This is a genomic window from Bacillus sp. 1735sda2 (assembly GCF_024159245.1).
Taxonomy (GTDB): domain Bacteria; phylum Bacillota; class Bacilli; order Bacillales; family Bacillaceae; genus Bacillus; species Bacillus pumilus_O.
Map to the genome: position 1 here is coordinate 1829987 of NZ_JAMYWZ010000001.1, position 22350 is coordinate 1852336.

General features: G+C 41.1%; 23 protein-coding genes and 1 pseudogene. 21 read left to right on the forward strand and 3 right to left on the reverse strand.

The annotated features are described in order from the left end of the window. Window positions 1-98 precede the first annotated feature (98 nt). On the reverse strand, window positions 99-350 hold the full coding sequence (locus NKR21_RS09415; RefSeq protein ID WP_012010040.1) for a hypothetical protein: 252 nt from the start codon (window positions 348-350) through the stop codon (window positions 99-101). Window positions 351-454: 104 nt separating this feature from the next. On the opposite strand from NKR21_RS09415, the gene NKR21_RS09420 reads away from it, so the two are divergent. The 9 genes from NKR21_RS09420 (at window position 455) to NKR21_RS09460 (ending at window position 7321) form a co-directional block, all read left to right on the forward strand. Next, complete coding sequence (locus tag NKR21_RS09420) at window positions 455-856, forward strand: YmaF family protein (protein ID WP_012010041.1); 402 nt, start codon at window positions 455-457, stop codon at window positions 854-856. Between the two features lie 69 nt (window positions 857-925). Beyond that, the gene (gene miaA, locus NKR21_RS09425; protein ID WP_144458503.1) at window positions 926-1882 is read left to right on the forward strand and encodes a tRNA (adenosine(37)-N6)-dimethylallyltransferase MiaA; all 957 of its coding nucleotides are present in this window, start codon (window positions 926-928) and stop codon (window positions 1880-1882) included. Window positions 1883-1907: 25 nt separating this feature from the next. Then, on the forward strand, window positions 1908-2129 hold the full coding sequence (hfq, locus tag NKR21_RS09430) for an RNA chaperone Hfq (protein ID WP_003211269.1): 222 nt from the start codon (window positions 1908-1910) through the stop codon (window positions 2127-2129). Window positions 2130-2286: 157 nt separating this feature from the next. Continuing rightward, window positions 2287-2616 carry a YmzC family protein gene (locus NKR21_RS09435; protein ID WP_144458505.1) on the forward strand — a complete coding sequence of 110 codons (330 nt, stop codon included), beginning with the start codon at window positions 2287-2289 and terminating at the stop codon, window positions 2614-2616. A 72-nt stretch (window positions 2617-2688) separates the two neighbouring features. Then, a complete protein-coding gene (locus tag NKR21_RS09440; RefSeq protein ID WP_003212415.1) occupies window positions 2689-2901 on the forward strand; it encodes a hypothetical protein in 213 nt (70 codons plus the stop codon). A gap of 265 nt (window positions 2902-3166) precedes the next feature. Beyond that, window positions 3167-3559 (forward strand): class Ib ribonucleoside-diphosphate reductase assembly flavoprotein NrdI, encoded by a 393-nt coding sequence (gene nrdI, locus NKR21_RS09445; protein WP_041816236.1) that lies wholly within the window; start codon window positions 3167-3169, stop codon window positions 3557-3559. Further along, the gene (gene nrdE, locus NKR21_RS09450; protein ID WP_012010045.1) at window positions 3519-5621 is read left to right on the forward strand and encodes a class 1b ribonucleoside-diphosphate reductase subunit alpha; all 2103 of its coding nucleotides are present in this window, start codon (window positions 3519-3521) and stop codon (window positions 5619-5621) included. Before nrdI ends, nrdE begins: the two co-directional genes overlap by 41 nt. Before the next feature lie 17 nt (window positions 5622-5638). Beyond that, window positions 5639-6619: a class 1b ribonucleoside-diphosphate reductase subunit beta gene (nrdF, locus tag NKR21_RS09455; protein WP_003212452.1), complete on the forward strand. Its 981-nt coding sequence runs from the start codon at window positions 5639-5641 to the stop codon at window positions 6617-6619. An 84-nt stretch (window positions 6620-6703) separates the two neighbouring features. Further along, window positions 6704-7321 carry a hypothetical protein gene (locus NKR21_RS09460; protein ID WP_144458507.1) on the forward strand — a complete coding sequence of 206 codons (618 nt, stop codon included), beginning with the start codon at window positions 6704-6706 and terminating at the stop codon, window positions 7319-7321. A 66-nt stretch (window positions 7322-7387) separates the two neighbouring features. Here the strand turns inward: NKR21_RS09460 and NKR21_RS09465 are convergent, their stop codons facing one another. Further along, a complete protein-coding gene (locus tag NKR21_RS09465) occupies window positions 7388-8146 on the reverse strand; it encodes an N-acetylmuramoyl-L-alanine amidase (RefSeq protein ID WP_012010047.1) in 759 nt (252 codons plus the stop codon). Window positions 8147-8466: 320 nt separating this feature from the next. On the opposite strand from NKR21_RS09465, the gene spoVK reads away from it, so the two are divergent. The 5 genes from spoVK to glnA all read left to right on the forward strand — a co-directional run bounded on the left by spoVK (window position 8467) and on the right by glnA (window position 14005). Further along, window positions 8467-9426, forward strand: coding sequence for a stage V sporulation protein K (spoVK, locus tag NKR21_RS09470; RefSeq protein WP_144458509.1), 960 nt, complete (start codon window positions 8467-8469; stop codon window positions 9424-9426). Window positions 9427-9547: 121 nt separating this feature from the next. After that, window positions 9548-10810, forward strand: coding sequence for a GTPase HflX (gene hflX, locus NKR21_RS09475; protein ID WP_144458511.1), 1263 nt, complete (start codon window positions 9548-9550; stop codon window positions 10808-10810). 18 nt (window positions 10811-10828) lie between these two features. Further along, the gene (locus NKR21_RS09480; protein ID WP_144458512.1) at window positions 10829-12109 is read left to right on the forward strand and encodes a methionine gamma-lyase family protein; all 1281 of its coding nucleotides are present in this window, start codon (window positions 10829-10831) and stop codon (window positions 12107-12109) included. 91 nt (window positions 12110-12200) lie between these two features. Beyond that, entirely contained in the window at window positions 12201-12611 is a 411-nt protein-coding gene (locus NKR21_RS09485) for a MerR family transcriptional regulator (RefSeq protein ID WP_012010050.1), read from the forward strand. A 59-nt stretch (window positions 12612-12670) separates the two neighbouring features. Continuing rightward, entirely contained in the window at window positions 12671-14005 is a 1335-nt protein-coding gene (gene glnA / locus NKR21_RS09490; RefSeq protein WP_012010051.1) for a type I glutamate--ammonia ligase, read from the forward strand. Between the two features lie 118 nt (window positions 14006-14123). Here glnA and NKR21_RS09495 read toward each other — a convergent pair. Further along, a pseudogene (locus NKR21_RS09495) lies at window positions 14124-14708 on the reverse strand (site-specific integrase); the annotation flags it as partial. Window positions 14709-15576: 868 nt separating this feature from the next. Between NKR21_RS09495 and NKR21_RS09500 the strand changes: the two are divergent. The 7 genes from NKR21_RS09500 to NKR21_RS09530 all read left to right on the forward strand — a co-directional run bounded on the left by NKR21_RS09500 (window position 15577) and on the right by NKR21_RS09530 (window position 22092). Beyond that, a complete protein-coding gene (locus NKR21_RS09500) occupies window positions 15577-15846 on the forward strand; it encodes a spore coat protein (protein WP_238389155.1) in 270 nt (89 codons plus the stop codon). Between the two features lie 137 nt (window positions 15847-15983). Then, window positions 15984-16235 carry a hypothetical protein gene (locus tag NKR21_RS09505; protein ID WP_238389142.1) on the forward strand — a complete coding sequence of 84 codons (252 nt, stop codon included), beginning with the start codon at window positions 15984-15986 and terminating at the stop codon, window positions 16233-16235. 140 nt (window positions 16236-16375) lie between these two features. After that, window positions 16376-16603 (forward strand): hypothetical protein, encoded by a 228-nt coding sequence (locus NKR21_RS09510; protein WP_144458515.1) that lies wholly within the window; start codon window positions 16376-16378, stop codon window positions 16601-16603. Between the two features lie 79 nt (window positions 16604-16682). Continuing rightward, window positions 16683-17833 (forward strand): IS3 family transposase gene (locus NKR21_RS09515; RefSeq protein WP_483298366.1). Its coding sequence is split into 2 segments (ribosomal slippage): window positions 16683-16977 and window positions 16977-17833, totalling 1152 coding nucleotides; the frame shifts between segments, so codons are not numbered across the junction. 571 nt (window positions 17834-18404) lie between these two features. Continuing rightward, complete coding sequence (locus NKR21_RS09520; protein ID WP_144458581.1) at window positions 18405-18680, forward strand: hypothetical protein; 276 nt, start codon at window positions 18405-18407, stop codon at window positions 18678-18680. Window positions 18681-18833: 153 nt separating this feature from the next. Further along, window positions 18834-19253, forward strand: a complete 420-nt coding sequence (locus NKR21_RS09525; RefSeq protein WP_144497077.1) for a hypothetical protein — start codon at window positions 18834-18836, stop codon at window positions 19251-19253. 271 nt (window positions 19254-19524) lie between these two features. Then, on the forward strand, window positions 19525-22092 hold the full coding sequence (locus NKR21_RS09530) for a collagen-like repeat preface domain-containing protein (protein WP_301287562.1): 2568 nt from the start codon (window positions 19525-19527) through the stop codon (window positions 22090-22092). Window positions 22093-22350: the final 258 nt, after the last annotated feature.

A 22350-nucleotide genomic window follows, 5' to 3' on the forward strand; every position in this document is an offset into this window, starting at 1 on the left:
CTTTACTGAACGGTCGGTAAAGTAAATGTTAACCTATGAAAAACTAGTGTGTCAATCGATTCATTTTATGAGCAGATGTTTTCACTAAAACGTCATATTTAATAATAAGGGTATGGTCCGTATGGCGGGTATGGCGGCGGATAAGGGTACCCATAGCCATATCCTGGCGCGAGTAAAGATCCTGCAAGCAGCCCTCCAGCAAAACCACCTAAAAATGGAGGTCCAAAGAATCCAGGTCTGCCATAACCAAATCCAGGTCTCCCAAACCCAAAACCCGGGCGTCCAAAGCCAAAACCAAAAGGTCTTCGCATGTCTTCTTGCATAAATGGCGGTGCATCAAAATAATTCATAAAAAAAGGCTCCTCTCACATAAAATCACTGTAACTGACAACAGTGTATTCGATTGGCCTATATGTGTTTGGGTGAACACCTATAATAAGGAGGAATGTTAAAAATGGGCCTGTATCCATCTGATTGGGCAAAATGTCCGCCTCATGCTCATGCTTATAAAGCAAGAACGGATGTAACAGAAGAGCATTATCATTTAATAGAAGGTATTTCCCAACCTGTCAATGGAAGCAGTACCGATCAGCATACTCATTACTATCGCGGAATTACTTCTTTTGAGAGAGGGCATTTTCACAGATATTATGGCATCACAGGGCCTGCGATACCGAGAGTGGACGGTACGCATTATCACGAGATTGAGGAAGTCACGTATTCAGCCTATAACGATTCTGTCCCTATTCCATATGGAGGAGTCGTCTTTAGCCCCGACGAGGAGCGGCCAACGCATACGCACCGTTTGAAAGGAAAAACATATGAAGTGGTCGGAAATGAACCACTCGGCTGGTGATAGTCGTTCTATAGGAGAGAAAGAGAAGTTATGCTATACTGTAGGCAGTTTGTAAAAGAGAGTGATGTTATGAAAAAAACGAAACAACCAGTGATTGTATTAGTAGGACCGACCGCTGTCGGCAAAACAAAACTGAGCATTCATATAGCAAAAGCATTTAATGGAGAAATTATCAGCGGTGATTCTATGCAGATTTACAAAGGAATGGACATTGGTACAGCTAAAATCACCTCTGAAGAAATGGATGGTGTCCCGCACCACTTAATTGATATTAAAGAGCCGGACGAATCTTTTTCTACAGCTGAATTTCAGCAGCTAGTCCGTATGAAAATCAAAGAGATTGCCGCTAGAGGGAAAACACCCATGATTGTCGGCGGAACAGGTTTGTATATTCAATCTGTTTTATATGATTACACATTTACCGATGAAAAAAGTGACCCTGCTTTTAGAGAAGAAATGGCGCTTTTTGAACAGCAGCATGGCCCCCTTCAGCTACACGAAAAGCTAAAGGCGGTAGACCCTGATGCTGCAAAAGCCATTCATCCGAATAATGTCCGCCGCGTGATCCGGGCGCTGGAAGTGATCCATACAACAGGTCAGAAAATGTCGGAAATGCAAAATGGTCATCAAGAAGTTCCTCTTTATGATACAGCCTTCATTGGGCTGAAAATGGACCGAGAGCTTTTGTACGAGCGCATTCACCAAAGAATTGATATGATGATAGATGAAGGCTTAATTGAGGAAGTGAGCGCACTTTATCAATCTGGCTTGAAGGATTGTCAATCGGTTCAAGCGATTGGTTATAAAGAGTTGTATACGTATTTCCAAGGTGACTGCTCACTGGATGAAGCCATTCAGCAATTAAAGCAAAATTCCCGTAGATATGCGAAGCGTCAGTTCACGTGGTTCCGTAATAAAATGGATGTCACTTGGTTCGACATGACACCGCCTTGCCACTTTTCAGACAAAAAAGAGGAAATTTTCGCATATATAGCAGGAAAGCTTGGACTTAAAGCGAAACTGTAGGTATCAGAATCAAGGAGGACGAAACATGAAACCGATTAATATTCAGGACCAATTTTTGAATCAAATCCGCAAAGACAATACATTTGTCACAGTATTCTTACTGAATGGCTTTCAGCTTCGCGGTCAAGTGAAAGGATTTGACAATTTCACGGTGCTGCTTGAAACAGAAGGGAAGCAGCAGCTTATTTATAAACACGCCATTTCTACATTTGCTCCTCAAAAGAATGTAAATCTAGAATTAGAATAGGATATGTTCGACCTAATAGCCCCATGCATCTGCGATTAAACCGGCCGGAACCCGCTACGTTTTTTGTCAGTGCAGAGGGGCTATTTTGCATGCCATGAAACTTTTCTGCCTATTCTGCGTATAATCCCTTATTGGATATGAAGGAAGGTGAAACGATATGGAAAACGCAGAGCTTGAATTAAGAAGAATTAGAGTGATCCTTCTACTAATTGGGATTGTTGTCTTATTTGGATCGTGCGCCATTTCAAACATTGAATCCAGGCAGGAAAGCTGGCATAACTATTCTAACCAAGATGATCATGGAGATATAGAAGGTCTGTTACAATCAGCTGTTGCACTAAAAAATAATCACTTCGCTGTTGTGAAAGATGATGAAGTACAGGTGTACCGGTTTGATGAAAAAGAGGGAGAACTGACCCTGATTAAAACAAAATACATAGATGAGTGGGACGAAGATTATGATGATGACAATTCTGTGGAAGAGTAAGCACGTAAATTTACAAATGAATGTGAAGTCGCTACACTATAATCAGACATCTAGACAGAAAAGGATGAGTTCATGACACACAAAATTAAAATTAATCATTGGGAACAAACTTGTGAAGACGACTCCTGTTTCGAATATGGAACAAGCGTTTCTGTAAATGGGAAAGAATTAGTCAGAGAAGCTTCAATCGTCTCTGCGCTTGAAGCGGTGCTAAAAGAATTAGGTGTTGAAGTGGAAATTACAGAAGTGTCAGAAGATTTACAGTGCGATGCCTACAAAAAATAAAACAAAAAGTCTAGTCTACTAAGCGATTTTTTTTCGTGTTATGATAGATTTCGGTTTCAGTTGAATAGAGAGTAGAGCAGTCTATTTTTAGATCCTGTTCTGCTCTATTTATTTGAACGTACGAGTTCGGCTATGAATGTTCGGCCGGGTTGGTTGATTTTTTTCGTTTTGAACATCTATATGTTGTGTTTTGAAAAAACATAGTATACTATATATAGTGAATAACGAAATGATCAACAATACTAAAAACTAGGTCGTGATGGAATTGATTCAAATCGTATTTGATTCAAAAACAGGAAATGTTCAACGCTTTTTGGACAAGACCCCTTTTACAGACAAACAAAAATTGACTGGAGAAGAGTTTTTGGATACGCCGTTTATTCTCGTCACCTTTACGACAGGATTTGGACAAGTCCCTAGTACCACTCAATCCTTTTTAGAGAAAAATGCTCACCTTTTACTTGGTGTAGCAGTGAGTGGAAACAAAGTGTGGGGAGATAATTTTGCCAAAAGCGCCGATACGATTTCTAAACAATATCAAGTTCCTATTTTGCACACCTTTGAACTAAGCGGAACAAAAAGGGATGTTGAATTGTTTACACAGGAGGTAGAAAGAATTGTCACAAAATCAGGTTCCAAAGTGGATACAATTAAATAACGAGATTATGATTCAAAAAGAAGGAAAGTTTCAGTTCGATAAGGACAAAGAAGCTGTACATAGTTATTTCGTAGATTATATTAATCAAAACACAGTCTTCTTTCACAACTTAGAAGAGAAGATTGATTACTTAATAGAAAACGACTACTATGAGGAAGAATTTTTAAGACAGTACAGCATGGCGGATATTAAAGAGGTATTCGAAGCTGCATATGCGAAGAAATTTAGATTCCCATCATTCATGAGTGCGTTTAAGTTTTACAACGACTATGCACTGAAAACAAATGATAAAAAGAAAATCCTTGAACGCTATGAAGACCGTATTTCAGTTGTAGCGCTTTTCTTTGCGGGTGGAGATAAAGCAAAAGCCCTTGAGTTTGTAGAACTGATGATCAATCAGGAATATCAGCCAAGTACACCAACATTCTTAAATGCGGGACGTAAAAGACGCGGTGAGCTTGTGAGCTGCTTCTTGCTTGAAGTGAATGACTCATTAAACGATATTTCAAGAGCGATTGATATTTCAATGCAGCTTTCAAAATTAGGCGGCGGCGTCAGCTTGAACTTGTCAAAACTTCGTGCCAAAGGCGAGGCAATCAAAGATGTTGAAAATGCGACAAAAGGTGTCGTCGGCGTGATGAAGCTTCTTGATAATGCATTCAGATATGCAGATCAAATGGGACAAAGACAAGGATCAGGCAGTGCCTACCTTAATATTTTCCACAGAGATATTAATGATTTCTTAGATACAAAAAAAATCTCTGCAGATGAAGATGTGCGTGTGAAAACATTGTCCATCGGTGTCGTCATCCCGGATAAATTTATTGAGCTTGCAAGAGAAGATAAAACAGCTTACACTTTCTATCCGCACACAGTCTATAAAGAATATGGACAGCATCTTGATGAGATGGACATGGAAGAAATGTATGATGAGCTTGTAGAAAATCCGAAAGTCAAAAAAGAAAAAGTCAATCCGAGAAAGCTTCTTGAAAAATTGGCTGTTCTTCGCTCAGAATCAGGCTATCCATATATCATGTTCCAAGATAATGTGAATAGAGAGCATGCATTAAACCATATCTCACGAGTGAAATTCTCAAACCTTTGCTCAGAAGTGCTTCAAGCTTCAGAGGTCTCTTCTTACGCAGACTATGACCAAGAAGATGAAATTGGTCTTGATATTTCTTGTAACCTTGGTTCATTAAATATTATGAATGTCATGAAAAACAAATCGATCGAAAAAACGGTCAAACTTGCAACAGACTCACTAACGCTTGTATCTGAAACAACAGATATTCGCAATGCACCGGCTGTTCGAAAAGCGAACAAGGCGATGAAATCAATCGGGCTTGGCGCGATGAACCTTCACGGGTATTTGGCTCAAAACCAAATGGCCTATGAAAGTGAAGAAGCAAGAGACTTTGCGAATACGTTCTTTATGATGGTGAACTACTATTCAATTAAACGCTCAAGTGAGCTTGCAAAAGAAAAAGGAGAAACATTCCATCGTTATGAAGGATCTGGCTACGCAACGGGCGAGTACTTCAATAAATATGTGGAGAATGATTTCACACCAAAAACGGAAAAAGCAGCCGCATTATTTGAAGGCATGCATATTCCAACAAAAGAAGACTGGGCAGCACTCAAAGACTTTGTAGCGGAAAATGGCATGTACCATAGCTACCGCTTATGTATTGCACCAACTGGTTCCATTTCTTATGTGCAATCGGCAACAGCCTCTGTTATGCCAATTATGGAACGTATCGAAGAAAGAACATACGGCAACAGCAAAACGTATTACCCAATGCCAGGTCTTTCAGCGCAAAACTGGTTCTTCTATAAAGAAGCGTACGATATGGATATGTTTAAAGTGGTCGATATGATCGCAACGATTCAGCAGCACGTCGATCAAGGAATCAGCTTTACACTATTCCTGAAAGATACGATGACGACGCGTGACCTAAACCGCATCGATCTGTATGCACACCATAAAGGCATTAAAACACTTTATTATGCGAGAACGAAGGATACAGGGCAGGAAGGCTGTCTTTCTTGTGTTGTTTGATTAAAGGAGAGTTTAACGTGACAAAAATTTATGATGCAGCCAACTGGTCAAAACACGAAGACGATTTTACACAAATGTTTTACAACCAAAATGTGAAGCAGTTCTGGCTTCCTGAAGAGATTTCCTTAAACGGGGATCTCTTAACGTGGAAATATTTAGGTGAAAAAGAGCGAGATACGTACATGAAGGTACTTGCTGGACTGACTTTACTTGATACAGAACAAGGAAATACAGGGATGCCGATTGTGGCTGAACATGTAGAAGGTCATCAGCGTAAAGCGGTATTAAACTTTATGGCGATGATGGAAAATGCGGTACATGCGAAATCATACTCAAATATCTTCATGACACTTGCACCAACTGAAACGATCAGTGAAGTGTTTGAATGGGTCAAAAAGAATAAATTCTTGCAAAAGAAAGCAGATATGATTGTTAGCTTATACCGTTCGATTCAGAAGGACGATCCGATTTCACTCTTTAAAGCAATGGTTGCTTCTGTTTATTTAGAAAGCTTCCTGTTTTACAGTGGTTTTTACTACCCACTTTATTTCTATGGTCAAGGAAAGCTCATGCAAAGTGGTGAAATCATCAACTTGATTTTGCGTGATGAAGCGATTCATGGTGTATACGTTGGATTATTAGCACAAGAAATTTACAACAAACAAACGCCTGACGTGCAAAAAGAGCTGTACGATTTCTCTATTGACCTCTTGAACGAGCTTTATGAAAATGAACTTCATTACACGGAAGATATATATGACCAAGTCAATTTATCGCATGATGTGAAAAAGTTCATTCGTTACAATGCCAATAAAGCGTTAATGAACCTTGGATTTGCCCCTTACTTTGAAGAAGAAGAGATCAATCCAATTGTATTGAACGGACTCAATACAAAAACAAAATCGCATGACTTCTTCTCAATGAAAGGGAACGGCTACAAAAAGGCGACGGTTGAGCCGTTAAAAGATGACGACTTCTTCTTTGGAGATGAATCATAAGTAAGGCGTAAAAGTCAAAACGCATCACTCGTTTTGGCTTTTTGCCATTTCATACAATGCGTTACATACTGGAGGTTACCGAACATGGGAAAAATGGATGAAATCATACTAGTTGCACCGCGCACTCGCGTGTTCCAAAATGAAACGCTTGCGTTTAATGGTGTGAATAGTGAAGAGGAAACAATCAACACAATTATGAAAGAAATCGAAGAGCACTTCGAGCAGATGCGTAGAGGCGATGCGGAAGAAAATCCTGACTTCAAGCAGCCAATTCCTTATGTCGTGATTAAGCGTGAGGACGAAGTGTATGTATATGAAAGGCTTCAAGGCGGGGGAGAGACTCGATTGCATCATAAGTTATCTCTTGGCTTTGGTGGTCACATGAATTTCATCGAAGGCAAAAACTTTGCTGAAATTCTAAAAGAAAATACGGACCGTGAGCTAGACGAGGAACTTTCTATCCAAGAAGCAGACAAGCTTGAGATGAAAACCCTTGGATTAATTAATGATGATGACAACAGTGTCGGCCGTGTGCACATTGGACTGTTATCAGCGCTTGAATTATCTCCAGGTGCTCATGTAGAAGTGAAAGAAACAGATCAAATCTCAGGAAAATGGATGAAATCATCCGATTTGAAAAAGCCTGAATACTTCGATCGACTTGAAACGTGGTCTCAATTTGTCGTGAACATTTTAGCATAAACGAATCAATTATAAACCGGCTCATCATCAAACTTGAGCCGGTTTATTTCGTTATTACAGCTTCAGTTATTGGAAAACGAATGCGTCATGACCGGCCTGTTTCAATCTTGCGACGAGGTCATCCGCATTTTGCTTTGTACGAAAAGCCCCTGCTTGCACTCGGAACATGCCGCCCTCTAATACAACGAAGGCGTCAAAGCCTTTTGATTTCAGCGTGGCTACTAATTCATCTGCATTGGCTTTCACCTTGAAAGCTCCAGCCTGTACTTTATAAAGATTACTTGCTTTTTTTTTCAGCTGAAAGGCTTTCTCTAATCCAGTGGCATGAGCGCGAGCGATGCCTTGAAGGAAGGTCGCGTTGCGAAGCTTATTTGCATCAGCTGTCGTATCGATGAAACCATTCTCTGTTAAAATAGCGGGCATAGAAGTTTCTCGAAGAACGTGGAAGTTCGCTGTTTTCTTGCCGCGGTTGGCAAAATCCACCGAGCGAACAATTTCATCATGAAGGGAATTGCGATACGTGGTGGTCGGTGCTGAAACGCCAGGATACACATAGCTTTCAAAACCTGTGCCCCCGCCTGCATTAATATGAATAGACACGAAATAGTCAGCTCCCCAGCTGTTTGCTGCATTTGTACGCTGGGCCAAAGTGACGGATTGGTCAATCGAACGACTTAAGCGGACGGAAACGTCATCATAATCACTAATCAACATATCTCTCAATAAAATCGCAATTTGCAGTGTGATATTTTTCTCCAAAAGTCCATTAGCAGCAGCTCCAGAATCTGTTCCTCCATGGCCAGGATCAATAAAAATTTTCACCATCTATTCATCACCTCGTCTTTATTTTATGAGTAAATAGAAAAATTGCCTGTACAAAATGCGGAAATCATCGAGACTCTTTTCTGCACATTTTGTGATGAGAAAGCTACATTTTTCTAAGAAAAAACAAATTGTTGGTTTGTCCGCCTAAATGGGATGAATACAATGGAAATAGCACATCATTTCCTGGGAAACCGCAGAAATCCCTACAATATTCGGTATCTCGGGTCATTTTGACAGCAAACTTGGGCTTAAGCGGGCGATTGTCACGATTACAGCTCCACCCGAATAGAATAAAGAGAGAAGAGCGAGAGGTGAATACGTTGGAGCGAGCTGTCACATATAAAAACAACGGTCAAATCAATATTATACTTAATGGACAAAAGCAAGTATTGGTTGATGCAGATTCAGAGGCAGAATACCTAGAAGCATTGCAGAAAAATGAGGCAAAACACAGCATCTTACGGGAAATAGAACGTGAAATGAATAGCCTTGTCGGTATGGATGAAATGAAACGAAACATAAAAGAAATTTATGCTTGGATCTTTGTCAATCAAAAAAGGCAGGAACAAGGGTTAAAGGTAGGTAAACAAGCGCTTCATATGATGTTCAAAGGAAATCCAGGCACAGGGAAAACAACGGTTGCAAGGCTAGTCGGGAAGCTTTTCTTTGAAATGAATGTCCTTTCAAAGGGTCACTTAATTGAAGCGGAACGCGGAGATCTTGTCGGGGAGTACATCGGTCATACTGCTCAAAAAACAAGAGACTTAATTAAAAAATCACTAGGCGGCATTTTGTTCATCGACGAAGCCTATTCTCTTGCCCGCGGAGGCGAAAAGGATTTCGGGAAAGAAGCGATTGATACCTTAGTCAAACATATGGAGGACAAACAGCACGAATTTATTCTCATTCTTGCTGGCTACTCCAAGGAAATGGATCATTTTCTATCTTTAAACCCCGGACTGCAATCCAGATTTCCGATCAATATCAGCTTTCCTGATTATACCGTCGATCAGCTCATGGACATTGCCAAACGGATGATGGCTGACAGAGAATATATATTTACCCAAGAAGCTGAATGGAAGCTGCGTGATTATATAATGCATATTAAAAGTACCACAAGTCCAGCAAAATTCAGCAACGGCCGCTTTGTGAGAAACACGATTGAAAAGGCTATTCGAACCCAAGCGATGAGACTCCTACTAGTGGATCATTATGATAAAAAAGATTTGCTTACGATTAAAAGTCACGATCTCCAAATGAAAGAGGATACGCCTACTTAAAATGGCGTATCCTTTTTGTAAAGAGATACTAAAATAAACCATCCGAATAGTGGTATACGTGTGATGTGTTTGGTATGATGGTACTACTGAAAACTTAAGTACAGAAAGGAAACAACTGACGTTGAATGAACATGAAATGACAGAAAAAGCGATCCTTGTCGGCTGTCAATTGCCGCATGTCACGGATGAACGCTTTCAATACTCAATGGAAGAATTAGCTTCCTTAACCAAAACGGCTGGTGGTGAAGCTGTCAGCGTAATGACGCAGAAGAGAAATAGACAAGACAGCGCAACATATATCGGTAAAGGGAAAGTAGAAGAGCTTGAAGTGCTTTGCGAGGAATTCGAATGTGATGTCATTATTTTTAACGACGAACTGTCTCCGAGTCAGCTAAAAGCTTTGGCAACTGCCTTAGAAGTGAAAATTATCGATCGAACACAATTGATTTTGGACATCTTTGCAAAAAGAGCGCGGACAAGAGAGGGGAAGCTACAAATAGAGCTTGCTCAGCTTCAGTATGCCTTGCCGAGACTAAGCGGACAAGGGATCAGCCTCTCAAGACAAGGAGGCGGAATTGGCGCAAGAGGTCCAGGTGAAACAAAACTTGAAACAGATAGACGCCATATTCGAAACCGTATTCATGAAATTAACGGGCAATTATCTACCGTCAAAGAACACCGTACAAGATACCGGGAACGCCGGAAGAAAAATGGTGTGTTCCAAATCGCCATTGTTGGGTATACGAATGCCGGAAAATCCACTTTGTTTAACCAGTTAACAGATGCAGATAGTCATGAAGAGGATTTGCTGTTTGCGACACTTGATCCAATGACACGTAAGATGACATTAGCATCTGGCTACAGTGTGCTCATTTCAGACACCGTTGGTTTTATCCAAGACCTCCCAACAACACTCATTGCGGCATTTCGTTCCACTCTTGAAGAAGTGAAAGAAGCCGATTATTTACTTCATGTCATCGATTCTTCTAATGAGGATTACGAAGGGCACGAACGAACGGTTCATGAGTTGTTAGAGGAATTAGAAGCAGATCGTATTCCAATGCTGACGGTTTATAACAAAGAAGATCAAATCAGACCGGATTTCATCCCATCTTCAAAGCACCGTCATCTATTAATCAGTGCGAGACGCGAAGAAGATGTGAAGCGGTTAAAAGAAGATATCATGGCTGAGCTGAAAAAAGCCTTTTTAAAGCCATATCATGTGAAAATCCCAGCGTATGAAGGAAAGCTCATCTCTGCATTAAAATCAGAAACGCTTGTAGAATCACTGGAATTTCAAAAAGAAGCAGAACTTTATGACATCACCGGATTTAGTGGTGAGGAGCAGACCATATTAGGTCAAATCAAGAAGTATATGTTGTAAGAAAGGAATTAAATTAAGATGTTTCATACATTAAAACACGGTAGTATTTTAGAAAAAGTAGCAGCAGAAACAGAGCAAGACATTTTACACGTGCATCAGCAAATTGATCAAAAGAGTGAACAAAATGAGTGGCGGGTGCTTGAAAGCTACCGAAAGCATAGAGTCAGTGACTCTCACTTTAATCCAACAACCGGTTATGGCTACGACGATATGGGAAGAGACACGTTAGAAAAAATTTATGCGGATGTCTTCGGAGGAGAAAGCGGCCTTGTCCGTCCGCAGATCATTTCCGGTACACATGCGATTTCCATTGCGTTATTCGGTGTGCTAAGACCTGGCGATGAATTGATTTATATGACGGGAAAACCATACGATACGTTAGAAGAAATTGTAGGAATTCGCGGCAAAGAAGGGACAGGCTCATTAAAAGACTTCCAGATTGATTACAAGGCCATTGATTTGCGCCAAGATGGATCCGTTGATTATGACAAAGTAAAAAAGTCGATCTCCTCTAAAACAAAAGTGATCGGCATTCAGCGTTCAAAAGGTTATGCGTCAAGGCCTTCCTTTACAATTGAAGAAATCGAGCAAATGATTTCATTTGTGAAAGAGATGAATGAAGAAATCATTGTGTTTGTGGACAACTGTTATGGTGAATTTACTGAATTACAAGAGCCATGTCATGTGGGAGCGGATCTTATGGCCGGTTCCCTTATTAAAAACCCAGGCGGCGGGCTTGCCAAAACTGGCGGCTACATCGTTGGAAAAGAAAAATGGGTAGAAGCTTGCTCTTATCGAATGACATCTCCAGGCATCGGCAGTGAAGCGGGTGCCTCGCTGTATGCGCTTCAGGAGATGTATCAAGGATTTTTCTTAGCACCGCATGTTGTGGCGCAAAGCTTAAAAGGTGCAGTGTTCACGGCTCGTTTTCTTGAGAAGCTCGGATTCCAAACGAACCCAGCATGGAATGCGAAAAGAACAGATTTAATTCAATCCGTCGAATTTGGAGATCCTAAAAAGATGATTGCATTCTGCCAGGCGATTCAATATGCATCTCCGATCAACAGTCACGTCACACCGCATGCAAGCTATATGCCGGGATACGAGGATGATGTCATTATGGCAGCGGGCACTTTCGTCCAAGGGGCTAGTATCGAATTGTCAGCCGATGGACCGATCAGACCACCTTATACAGCCTATGTTCAAGGTGGACTCACGTATGCACATGTAAAAAATGCAATTTGCAGTGCTGTAGATGCCTTATTGGAACAAGGTTTTATCGACATACCTGCTCAATAAAAAAATCCATGTTAATATTCCTAACATAGTGTTGACACATAATATAACATGACATATAATAAATTTAAGCAAAGAGGAGGAGACAGTTGAGATGAGTGATAACATTCGCCGCTCAATGCCTTTATTCCCAATTGGGATTGTCATGCAGCTAACAGAATTATCTGCAAGGCAAATTCGCTATTATGAGGAAAATGGATTAGTATTTCCAGCAAGAAGTGATGGGAATCGCCGATTATTTTCTTTCCATGATGTTGATAAATTACTAGAAATTAAAAACCTCATCGAACAAGGTGTAAACATGGCAGGAATCAAAAAACTTTTTGCCAAAGCTGAGGCAGAGCATCCAGTGTCTGATGCAAAGACCGAGGAGAAAACCACAGCGAAGCACAACTTGACAGATGATGAACTCAGGAAGCTACTGAAGAAGGAACTTATTCAGGCTGGACGTTTCCAACAAGGAACGACCTTTAGGCAGGGGGATATGTCAAGGTTCTTCCGTTAACCAATTAGCAAAAGCATTGCTATACAATTTTACCTTTTGTAGGGGAGGAGTTTTACGAAATGGCAAAATACACAAGAGAAGATATCGTAAAATTAGTAAATGAGGAAAACGTAAAGTACATCCGTCTGCAATTTACAGACATTCTCGGAACGATTAAAAATGTTGAGATTCCTGTGAGCCAGTTAGAAAAAGCTCTCGATAACAAATGTATGTTTGACGGTTCATCTATTGAAGGTTTCGTACGTATTGAGGAATCAGATATGTATCTATACCCAGACCTCAACACATTTGTTATTTTCCCTTGGACAGCAGAAAAAGGTAAAGTTGCACGCTTTATTTGTGACATTTACAAACCAGACGGGACGCCATTTGATGGAGACCCACGTAACAACTTAAAGCGTATTTTAAAGGAAATGGAAGACCTAGGATTTAGTGATTTCAACCTTGGACCTGAGCCAGAATTCTTCTTATTTAAATTAGATGAAAAAGGCGAACCAACGCTTGAACTAAACGATAAAGGTGGATACTTTGACCTTGCACCAACAGATCTAGGCGAAAACTGCCGCCGTGATATCGTGCTTGAGCTTGAAGAAATGGGCTTTGAAATTGAAGCGTCTCACCACGAAGTAGCACCTGGACAGCATGAAATTGACTTTAAATATGCAGGCGCTATCCGCTCTTGTGATGACATTCAAACGTTCAAACTCGTTGTTAAAACAATTGCGAGAAAGCACGGACTTCATGCGACATTCATGCCAAAACCATTGTTCGGTGTAAACGGATCTGGTATGCACTGTAACCTATCATTATTCAAAAATGGCAAAAACGCATTCTTTGATGAAAAAGCAGATTTACAATTAAGCGAGACAGCTAGACACTTTATCGCAGGTATCGTGAAGCACGCAACAAGCTTCACAGCGGTCACAAACCCAACGGTGAACTCTTACAAGCGTCTTGTACCTGGTTATGAAGCACCTTGCTATGTGGCATGGAGTGCACAAAACCGTAGCCCCTTGATCCGTATCCCAGCATCACGCGGTATCAGCACACGTGTAGAAGTGCGCAGCGTAGACCCATCTGCAAACCCATACCTTGCACTAAGCGTATTACTTGCAGCAGGTCTTGACGGCATTAAAAACAAACTAGACGCACCAGCTCCAATCGACAGAAACATCTATGTCATGGACAAAGAAGAGCGCCTTGAAAACGGCATCTCTGATCTGCCTGCAACACTTGCAGAAGCACTTGAGCTTCTCAAGTCTAACGAAGTAATGGTCAACGCACTAGGCGATCACTTATTCGAACATTTCATCGAATCAAAAGAAATCGAATGGGATATGTTTAGAACCCAAGTACACCCATGGGAACGCGATCAGTATATGTCTCAGTATTAATAAAGAAAACCCCTCGGAGCCATTGGCTTCAGGGGGATTTTATTTTTGTGGGTGTTTCTAATATTTCAAAATGAAGAAGCCGCCACCCACAATTCACCCACAAAAAATGATAAAAAAATCACTCCATTATCTTGGAGATATACTCTTCATATTTATTCATTGAATCCAGGTCAATTTTTTTGCTGATATGAGAATAAATATCAGATGTTACTCTAATGCTTTTGTGGCCCAGTCGCTCTTGAACATATATCATAGATGCCCCAGATTCTAAAAGTAAAACGGTGTGGGTGTGTCGAAGGGCATGGATAGGCATTTTTGGTAGGCCAGCTTGTTTAAGTATACGTTCAAATGCATTGAATAAAGATGATTTCGGAAGGGGAGAACCATCTTTCCGTGAGAATACTAAATTCATTGCATGCATGTAAACGTCATTAAGAACAAGTTTGGCGTCATTTTGACGTCTTTTTAAATCGTGTAGTTCATTAGCCAATTGTTGATCAATAGTTATGATCCGTTTTGATGTAAAGGTTTTTGGGTCACCGAATAGCTCCTTTTGATTTTTTGCTCTAAAATCAAGAGTTTTAGTTATACTTATTTTTTTATTTTTTAAATCAATATCGGTCCATTGTAAAGCTGCTGCTTCACCTTTTCGCATCCCTGTGCTCAACAAGGTTTTAAAGTATATATAATATATGTACCCATAAGAAGCATATAGAATTGTTCAACACTTTTTAAGTACAAAAGCTATGCCTGATTTTGTTGAATGGGTTGATTTATATGACATCGATTTTGAACATGATTTTTAAAACTAGAGTGTCCATCTTTATGGGCACTTTTTTTATTTGTAATGCCGATAAAAAACCGACAAAAAGGGGGATAAAAAGGGTACCTTTTTTCCTAAGTGGATCATCGTATGATAGAGACAAGCAAAACGAACGTGAATATTTTGTCCAGAAGGAAGAACCTGCGGACGCTGATCATTGAGCACTTTAAGTGCCTTGATTGGTGTCCGCTTTTTTTATTGGGAGACGCGTCTTTCCCTTATCAATGGCGTATCTGGATACGGAACAAAGGTGTTGAGGAATATGGCCATACGAGAGGGGCATTCTGAGCCTGGATAGCAGCTGGTCTGCGGCAGCCGTATCGAGGACAGTTTTTCATTTTAATTGATGATTGACTGTACTTGGCATCCTCTCGGAGTGTAGTCATCATTGCTAAATCTATTTAGGCGAATAGCGTATGGTGGTGCTTATTCGGCAAGGAGCGAGTGAAATGAGATCAGGGATTCTGTTTCTAAAGAGACATTAAAGCAATTTAAAAGCATTGCTCCTTGTTCTAATAGTAAGAAGAGAGGTGCTGATCCGATAACGACGCGCGATTAGGAAGAAATAATGGGCACGAGACGCGAAACGTACTTTCGACAAGGCGGCCGTATCCGGAGAAAATAACATGGTTAATAAGTGGATTTTTCCATTTTTAATGATACTTGTGGAGGACAATCTGACTATTTTTTCATATGCTGTGATGAAAGTAAAAACTGTTGAAAGGGTGTTGATATGAGCCGCAACAGAATGGACGATTTTTTCTTTGGTTCTCGTAAAGGAAATCATTGTAAGGACGAAACAATTGTTTCACCAACACGTAATATCGTCAAAAAAACAACTAGTGAGAATACAATCAGACGAATTCATCCAACTCATATTACAAATGTAAATAAACACATCAAAAGGATTGAGAATTTTTATCCAGTGACAGAATCGTATGAGAGTGAGTGCTGTGTTGAAGAGTACGATTGTGGAAGTGACTTGAAAAATCCTTGTTGTCGTCGTGTGAATAGATAAAATTTAATCTTACTTTTATATTGAGCGTCCCTCTGGGGCGTTTTTTTTATGGGAATAGTCATCTTTTTGGGTGTATGGCTGCACGTGCTTTTGGTGAGGGATAGGAGCGCGAAAATATAAAAAGGGAGCTGATAAGCATGGCATCAAAATTTGGTGTATCTGCTAATCCAAAAAAAGCGAATCACATTTTAGGAAAGGATAAGGTTGTTCGTATTGCTGTCAAAAATGACAATGACTATATCGCAGAACCGAACCTTATTCCGCAGCGCAAGGTTTATGGAAAGTGGGAGACGATTAAAACCAATTCACCAAACCGCTTAACCCAGCAGAGAAACAGTACGATGAATTCGATATCAAGAAAGGTACATATTGATTCAAGGTTGAAGTAGAACGTTACGATAAACATGGTAACCACGTTGAAACTGTTGGTACGTTCTATACATCTGAATTTTACGTTAAATAAAACCATTTCACTGAATGCCTAAAAATTCCCAACTCATCTCCGATATAAGTTTAGGAGGTGAGTTTTTTGAATAAAACTAACAGTAAAACGTCATTTGATGATGCTACAAACGCACAACTATATTTGCAACAGTTTGGGAAAAATATGCATATTGCTAATTTTTCTGAACAAGAAAAATTTAAAAAGGAAATTAAGGATGATCATGATAGAAAACAAATTAAAATGCTTTGGGGTAGGATTGAGGATATGATACATAATACAAAAGCTTTAAGCTATACGGAACTGACCCCATAAGATGAGACAAATAAAAAACACCTTCAAGTTTGAAAACGGATCGTTGTGATCCGAAATAAAACATGGAGGTGTTTTTTCTATGGGGACAAGAGTGAGTTATCCGGTTGAAGTCAAACAGAAGGCTGTGGAAATGAGGTTGGCAGGCGTACCTATGAAAGAGATCATGCAGGAATTGAATATCAAGAATAAGACGCAGGTTCAGACATGGGTGAGATGGCATAAAGCTGGGGATACACACAGGTTCGAACAACCTGTTGGAAAACAATATACCTATGGAAAGGGTCCCGAGTACTCTTCTGAATTAGAGAGACTACAGGTAGAAAATCGCTATTTGAGTCAACAGAATGAAGTTTTAAAAAAGTACAACGAATTTGAAAGGAGGTTGATAAGGAAACGTCAATCAAACTGGTAGAAGAATTGCGCAAAACGATGACGGTACAGGACATCTGTGTCCATTTAGGCATCTTACGTACTTCGTATTATAGATGGAAAAAGGATTTGACTCAGACTCATTCTAAAAGACAACTAGAGAAACAGGTCGGCACGTTGTGCCGAAAGCACAAATATCGATATGGTTATCGGAAAATCACAGCCATACTAAAAATGAGAATGCGTATTAACCATAAAACTGTTCAACGTATCATGCAGAAAAACCAGTGGCAATGCCGGGTTAAAATGAAAAAGCGTAAGAAGAATGGGCAGCCTTATGCCGTAGCCGGTAATATACTGGATCGGAATTTTCAGTCTGATCGCCCTCTTGAAAAATTAGTAACGGACATCACGTATTTGCCTTATGGACAGAAACAATTGTACCTTTCCAGTATATTGGATTTATATAATGGAGAAGTGATTGCTTTTACGATTGGTGATAAGCAGGACACAGACTTTATCTTAAACACACTTAATCAGCTCCCAGCACTGCCTGAGAATTGCGTGTTACATAGCGATCAAGGTTCTGTGTATACATCTTACGAGTATCAGAAAGCTGTTCATATAAAAGGCATTACCATGAGCATGTCCCGTAAAGGGACGCCCGCTGATAATGCCTCCATCGAATCGTTTCATTCCTCACTAAAGTCTGAAACGTTCTATCTTAACAGGATTGATCGCACTACGACCACCATCGTAGAACGCACTGTCAAAGAATACATTTATTATTATAACAACATTCGTATTCAAACGAAACTAAACAACCAATCACCGATAAACTATCGGCAATTGGCTGTATAAAGGTGTTTTGATTCCTGACTCAAAAACGGGGGTCAGTCCCATACTACTGCAGCTTTTTATGTAATCCTAGCATTCGTTTTAGGTAACCAACCAAAATATAGTAATGATTATCTTCTAGTAGTAATAGAAGATATACGTATTCAAATTACTGTTGTTATTTTTGTTGCTGTTTTGGCTGTTGGGCTATGGGGGTACTTTACATATAAGGATAAAGTTGAACTAAATGAATTAAGCTTTTATAAACGATTATTACAAGAATGCTTGGATGAAATTCTAAATAGAATTTTTAAATAAGTACTGAACACCTTAGGAGATAAGGTGTTTTTTAATTGGAGGCGATATATTATGAATATCAAAACAATTCCCGTACATAAAATTAACCCTGCACCAAAATAATCCCCGTATCGATCTGCAGCCAGGAGATCTCGAGTACGATTCACTAAAACAATCTATAGACAAATTTAGATACTCTTATCACTAAATTGGAATGAAAGAATAGGTCGCGACTTTCAACGGACTTCTGTACATTTCAGTGAAATTATTGTATTAAATAAGAAAGGGGAAGAAATTATTGAGAAGTATTGTATTAGTTGGAAAAAGAATAAGTATTCAATTTGGTGGTGTTGAATACACAAATAGAAATATAATAGATAGGGCGATAAAAAATATTGAAGAAGGAAACTTTCCTGAAGATATTTATCCTTATGAAATAAAAGAATATTTTGAAAGACTCTATGCATTTAGTTCGAAAATAATAAGAAGTAAAATTCAAATACATATAGGAAAAAGGGAAGAAGCAGAATTACGTAATTTTATACAAAGATATAGATTCCATAAAGGAAACTGAGATACTACCAAATAGGTTTTGAAGACTATTTTTATGCATCATGAGTTTTTTTGTAGGTATAATCATATAACGAATCCAGAAAAATTTAATTTTCAAGAAGCACTTAAATGTTTTTTCCTGGATTCTATAAATAATAATGGTGATATTAACTAATTGTTCCATTTATATCCAAAAGGATTAATGAATTGGTTTTCACAGTTTGATGAGATATTTACAACTAATTATGATAAAAATATAGAATTGTTAACAAATATGGAGGTTCACTATTTACATGGTGGTTTCCATATCAGTAAAGACATTTATGATGAAAATAGCTTTAGAAATAAATTATCTGACAGTCTCATTAGAGATTATAAAATCATAGAAGGGTATGATCATCTATACTCGAATTCGCTCTCAACGTATTCAGGTTCACTAAAAGAATTCTCGGGCGCTATGAATGATTCAGCGAATAAAGCTATAACTAAATTTGTTCAAGCAATTGATGAAGATCCAAAAAGAATACATGAAATTGCTCATTTTAGGGAATCAGATAATCAGTTGCTAAGAAACATGTATGAATCAATTATCTAGAAATTAAAGGATAAAAGCCTACAATTTAATGATTATTATCCATTTGATAAATTGAAGGATAATAATTCAGGTGTTCTTACTATAATCGGGCTCTCTCCAAATAACGATTACATATTTTAGATATGATCCTTAATAATAAAGAAATAAACTATATAAGAAAAAGAACATTATACATACTAATCAATAATAAAATGTCTAAATCAACATAATGAGGGTTAATTGATCAGAACCAAAATCATATTATTTAATAGTATGGCCTTGAGGTGATCTTATGAAAAGATGTAGACATTGCGGAAAATCATGTCCATCTAATAAAAGAGGAAGTTGGTATGACTCGCATGAAGATTACGGTTGGGAGTGTGATAGCTGTAAGAGAGTAAGGAAAAACCCATGTTGTGGAAAGGATCCGTGTGTGTGTGTTATTCAAGGTCGACCAGGTAGGAGAGGTCCAGCCGGCCCGGCGGGTGCAGCAGGTCCAGCCGGCCCAGCAGGGGCAACAGGAGCGACAGGTGTAGGTCTAACAGGAATTGTAGCATTTGATCCAGCATCAGCATCAGGTTATCGAGTAGGTCAAGTGGTGACGTCCAATGGAAGCACATATCTAGTGAATACGGCATCTCCAACAGGAACGCCAGGAACATCACCAGATTACACGTTGATAGCAGGTGCAGGGGCAACAGGAGCGACGGGTGTAGGTTTGACAGGAATTGTGCCATTCGATCCAGCATCAGCGCCTGGTTATCGAGTAGGTCAAGTGGTGACGTCCAATGGAAGCACATATCTAGTGAATACGGCGTCTCCAACAGGCACGCCAGGAACATCACCAGATTATACATTGATAGCGGGTGTGGGTGCTACAGGAGCTACCGGTGCAACAGGTACAGGATCCACAGGAGCCACGGGTCCAACAGGAGCGACTGGAGTAGGACTAACAGGAATTGTGCCATTCGATCCAGCATCAGCACCAGGTTATCCAGTGGGTAGAGCGGTGACGTTCAATGGAAGCACGTATCTAGTGAATACGGCGCCTCCAACGGGCACGCCAGGAACATCACCAGATTACACGTTGATAGCGGGTGCAGGTGCAACAGGAGCCACAGGTACTAGTGGAGCGACTGGTTCAAGCGGCCCAACAGGTCCAACAGGAGCGACCGGTGTAGGTTTAACAGGAATTGTGCCATTTGATCCAACAGCAGCACCAGGTTATCCAGTAGGTCAAGTTGTGACGTCCAATGGAAGTACGTATATCGTGAATACGGCGTCTCCAACGGGCACGCCAGGAACATCACCAGATTACACGTTGATAGCGGGTGCAGGTGCAACAGGAGCCACAGGTACTAGTGGAGCGACTGGTTCAAGCGGCCCAGCAGGTCCAACAGGAGCGACCGGAGTAGGCTTAACAGGAATTGTACCATTCGATCCAACAGCATCACCAGGTTATCCAGTAGGTCAAGTTGTGACGTCCAATGGAAGTACGTATATCGTGAATACGGCGCCTCCAACGGGCACGCCAGGAACATCACCAGATTACACGTTGATAGCGGGTGCAGGTGCAACCGGAGCCACAGGAACAGGAGCCACGGGTGCAACCGGAGCCACGGGTGCAACCGGAGCCACGGGAGCGACAGGCGCCACAGGAACAGGACCAACCGGAGCCACGGGTGCAACCGGAGCCACGGGTGCAACCGGAGCCACGGGAGCGACAGGCGCCACAGGAACAGGACCAACCGGAGCCACGGGTGCAACCGGAGCCACGGGAGCGACAGGCGCCACAGGCGCCACAGGAACAGGAGCCACGGGTGCAACCGGAGCCACGGGAGCGACAGGCGCCACAGGCGCCACAGGAACAGGAGCCACGGGTGCAACCGGAGCCACGGGTGCAACCGGAGCCACGGGAGCGACAGGCGCCACAGGCGCCACAGGAACAGGAGCAACCGGAGCGACAGGAGCAACCGGAGCCACGGGAGCAACCGGAGCCACGGGTGCAACCGGAGCCACGGGAGCCACAGGAGCCACGGGAGCCACGGGAGCAACCGGAGCCACGGGTGTCACGGGAGCAACAGGAACAGGAGCGACCGGAGATACAGGAGCGACCGGAGCGACCGGAGCAACCGGAGCCACGGGAGCAACCGGAGCGACCGGAGCCACAGGAGCCACGGGAGCAACCGGTCCAACGGGTGCAACCGGAGCCACGGGAGCAACCGGAGCCACGGGTGCAACCGGAGCCACGGGAGCCACAGGAGCCACGGGAGCCACGGGAGCAACCGGAGCGACCGGAGCAACCGGAGCCACGGGAGCAACCGGAGCCACGGGAGCAACCGGAGCGACCGGAGCCACAGGAGCCACGGGAGCAACCGGAGCCACGGGAGCAACCGGAGCGACCGGAGCCACAGGAGCCACGGGAGCAACCGGTCCAACGGGTGCCACTGGAACGTTATCAACAGCCTCGGCTTCTACTAGTAATGGTACTACTCAAACCGTAGCTAGTAATGGAAACTTTTCATTAGTTGGGAACCAATTTTTAGATAATGTAACTTTTACTGCTCCAGATACATTTACCGTACAACAAAGTGGTAACTATTATATATCTGCACAAGTTAGTGCGGTTGCTACTCAAGCAGGCCCAATTAGTATAGGTGTTTCAACAAATGGAGTTTTGGGTGGTGGTAGTGGTACTTCAAGTGGTATTGTCAACGGAACTTCAACAGGTGAACAAGTATCAGCTATAGGTTTTTCTGGCGTAGTCCCTGCAGGAACGGTGTTCAGATTAGTCAATATAAGCGGGCAGCCAATTACAGTTAGTACTTTAAGGCTTACCCTTTTCAAAATCAATAATTAATTTCTGATCTTCAGTTGAAATGTAAGGGTCAGGATTGTAGTAATAGAAGTGTGTTTAATTAGTCACTAAAGTTCTTTATTGAGGTCTTTTAAGGGGATTGCTGTAGCAGAAGAGTGTATACTATCACCGACTGATCGAAACACGACTATGATCGATAGAAATGCAATATCTCAAAATTTATAGGTAAATTTAAAACAGACCAAACATGGTCTGTCAGCTTGTAGAGAAACTCATGTTTTCTACAGGCTTTTTTATTTT

Excerpts from the sequence above, each read along its gene's own strand:
- NKR21_RS09415 (WP_012010040.1), bottom strand. The coding sequence starts at position 350 with ATGAATTATTTTGATGCACCGCCATTTATGCAAGAAGACATGCGAAGA.
- NKR21_RS09420 (WP_012010041.1), top strand. The coding sequence starts at position 455 with ATGGGCCTGTATCCATCTGATTGGGCAAAATGTCCGCCTCATGCTCAT.
- miaA (WP_144458503.1), top strand. The coding sequence starts at position 926 with ATGAAAAAAACGAAACAACCAGTGATTGTATTAGTAGGACCGACCGCT.
- hfq (WP_003211269.1), top strand. The coding sequence starts at position 1,908 with ATGAAACCGATTAATATTCAGGACCAATTTTTGAATCAAATCCGCAAA.
- NKR21_RS09435 (WP_144458505.1), top strand. The coding sequence starts at position 2,287 with ATGGAAAACGCAGAGCTTGAATTAAGAAGAATTAGAGTGATCCTTCTA.
- NKR21_RS09440 (WP_003212415.1), top strand. The coding sequence starts at position 2,689 with ATGACACACAAAATTAAAATTAATCATTGGGAACAAACTTGTGAAGAC.
- NKR21_RS09460 (WP_144458507.1), top strand. The coding sequence starts at position 6,704 with ATGGGAAAAATGGATGAAATCATACTAGTTGCACCGCGCACTCGCGTG.
- NKR21_RS09465 (WP_012010047.1), bottom strand. The coding sequence starts at position 8,146 with ATGGTGAAAATTTTTATTGATCCTGGCCATGGAGGAACAGATTCTGGA.
- NKR21_RS09480 (WP_144458512.1), top strand. The coding sequence starts at position 10,829 with ATGTTTCATACATTAAAACACGGTAGTATTTTAGAAAAAGTAGCAGCA.
- NKR21_RS09485 (WP_012010050.1), top strand. The coding sequence starts at position 12,201 with ATGAGTGATAACATTCGCCGCTCAATGCCTTTATTCCCAATTGGGATT.
- glnA (WP_012010051.1), top strand. The coding sequence starts at position 12,671 with ATGGCAAAATACACAAGAGAAGATATCGTAAAATTAGTAAATGAGGAA.
- NKR21_RS09500 (WP_238389155.1), top strand. The coding sequence starts at position 15,577 with ATGGACGATTTTTTCTTTGGTTCTCGTAAAGGAAATCATTGTAAGGAC.
- NKR21_RS09505 (WP_238389142.1), top strand. The coding sequence starts at position 15,984 with ATGGCATCAAAATTTGGTGTATCTGCTAATCCAAAAAAAGCGAATCAC.
- NKR21_RS09530 (WP_301287562.1), top strand. The coding sequence starts at position 19,525 with ATGAAAAGATGTAGACATTGCGGAAAATCATGTCCATCTAATAAAAGA.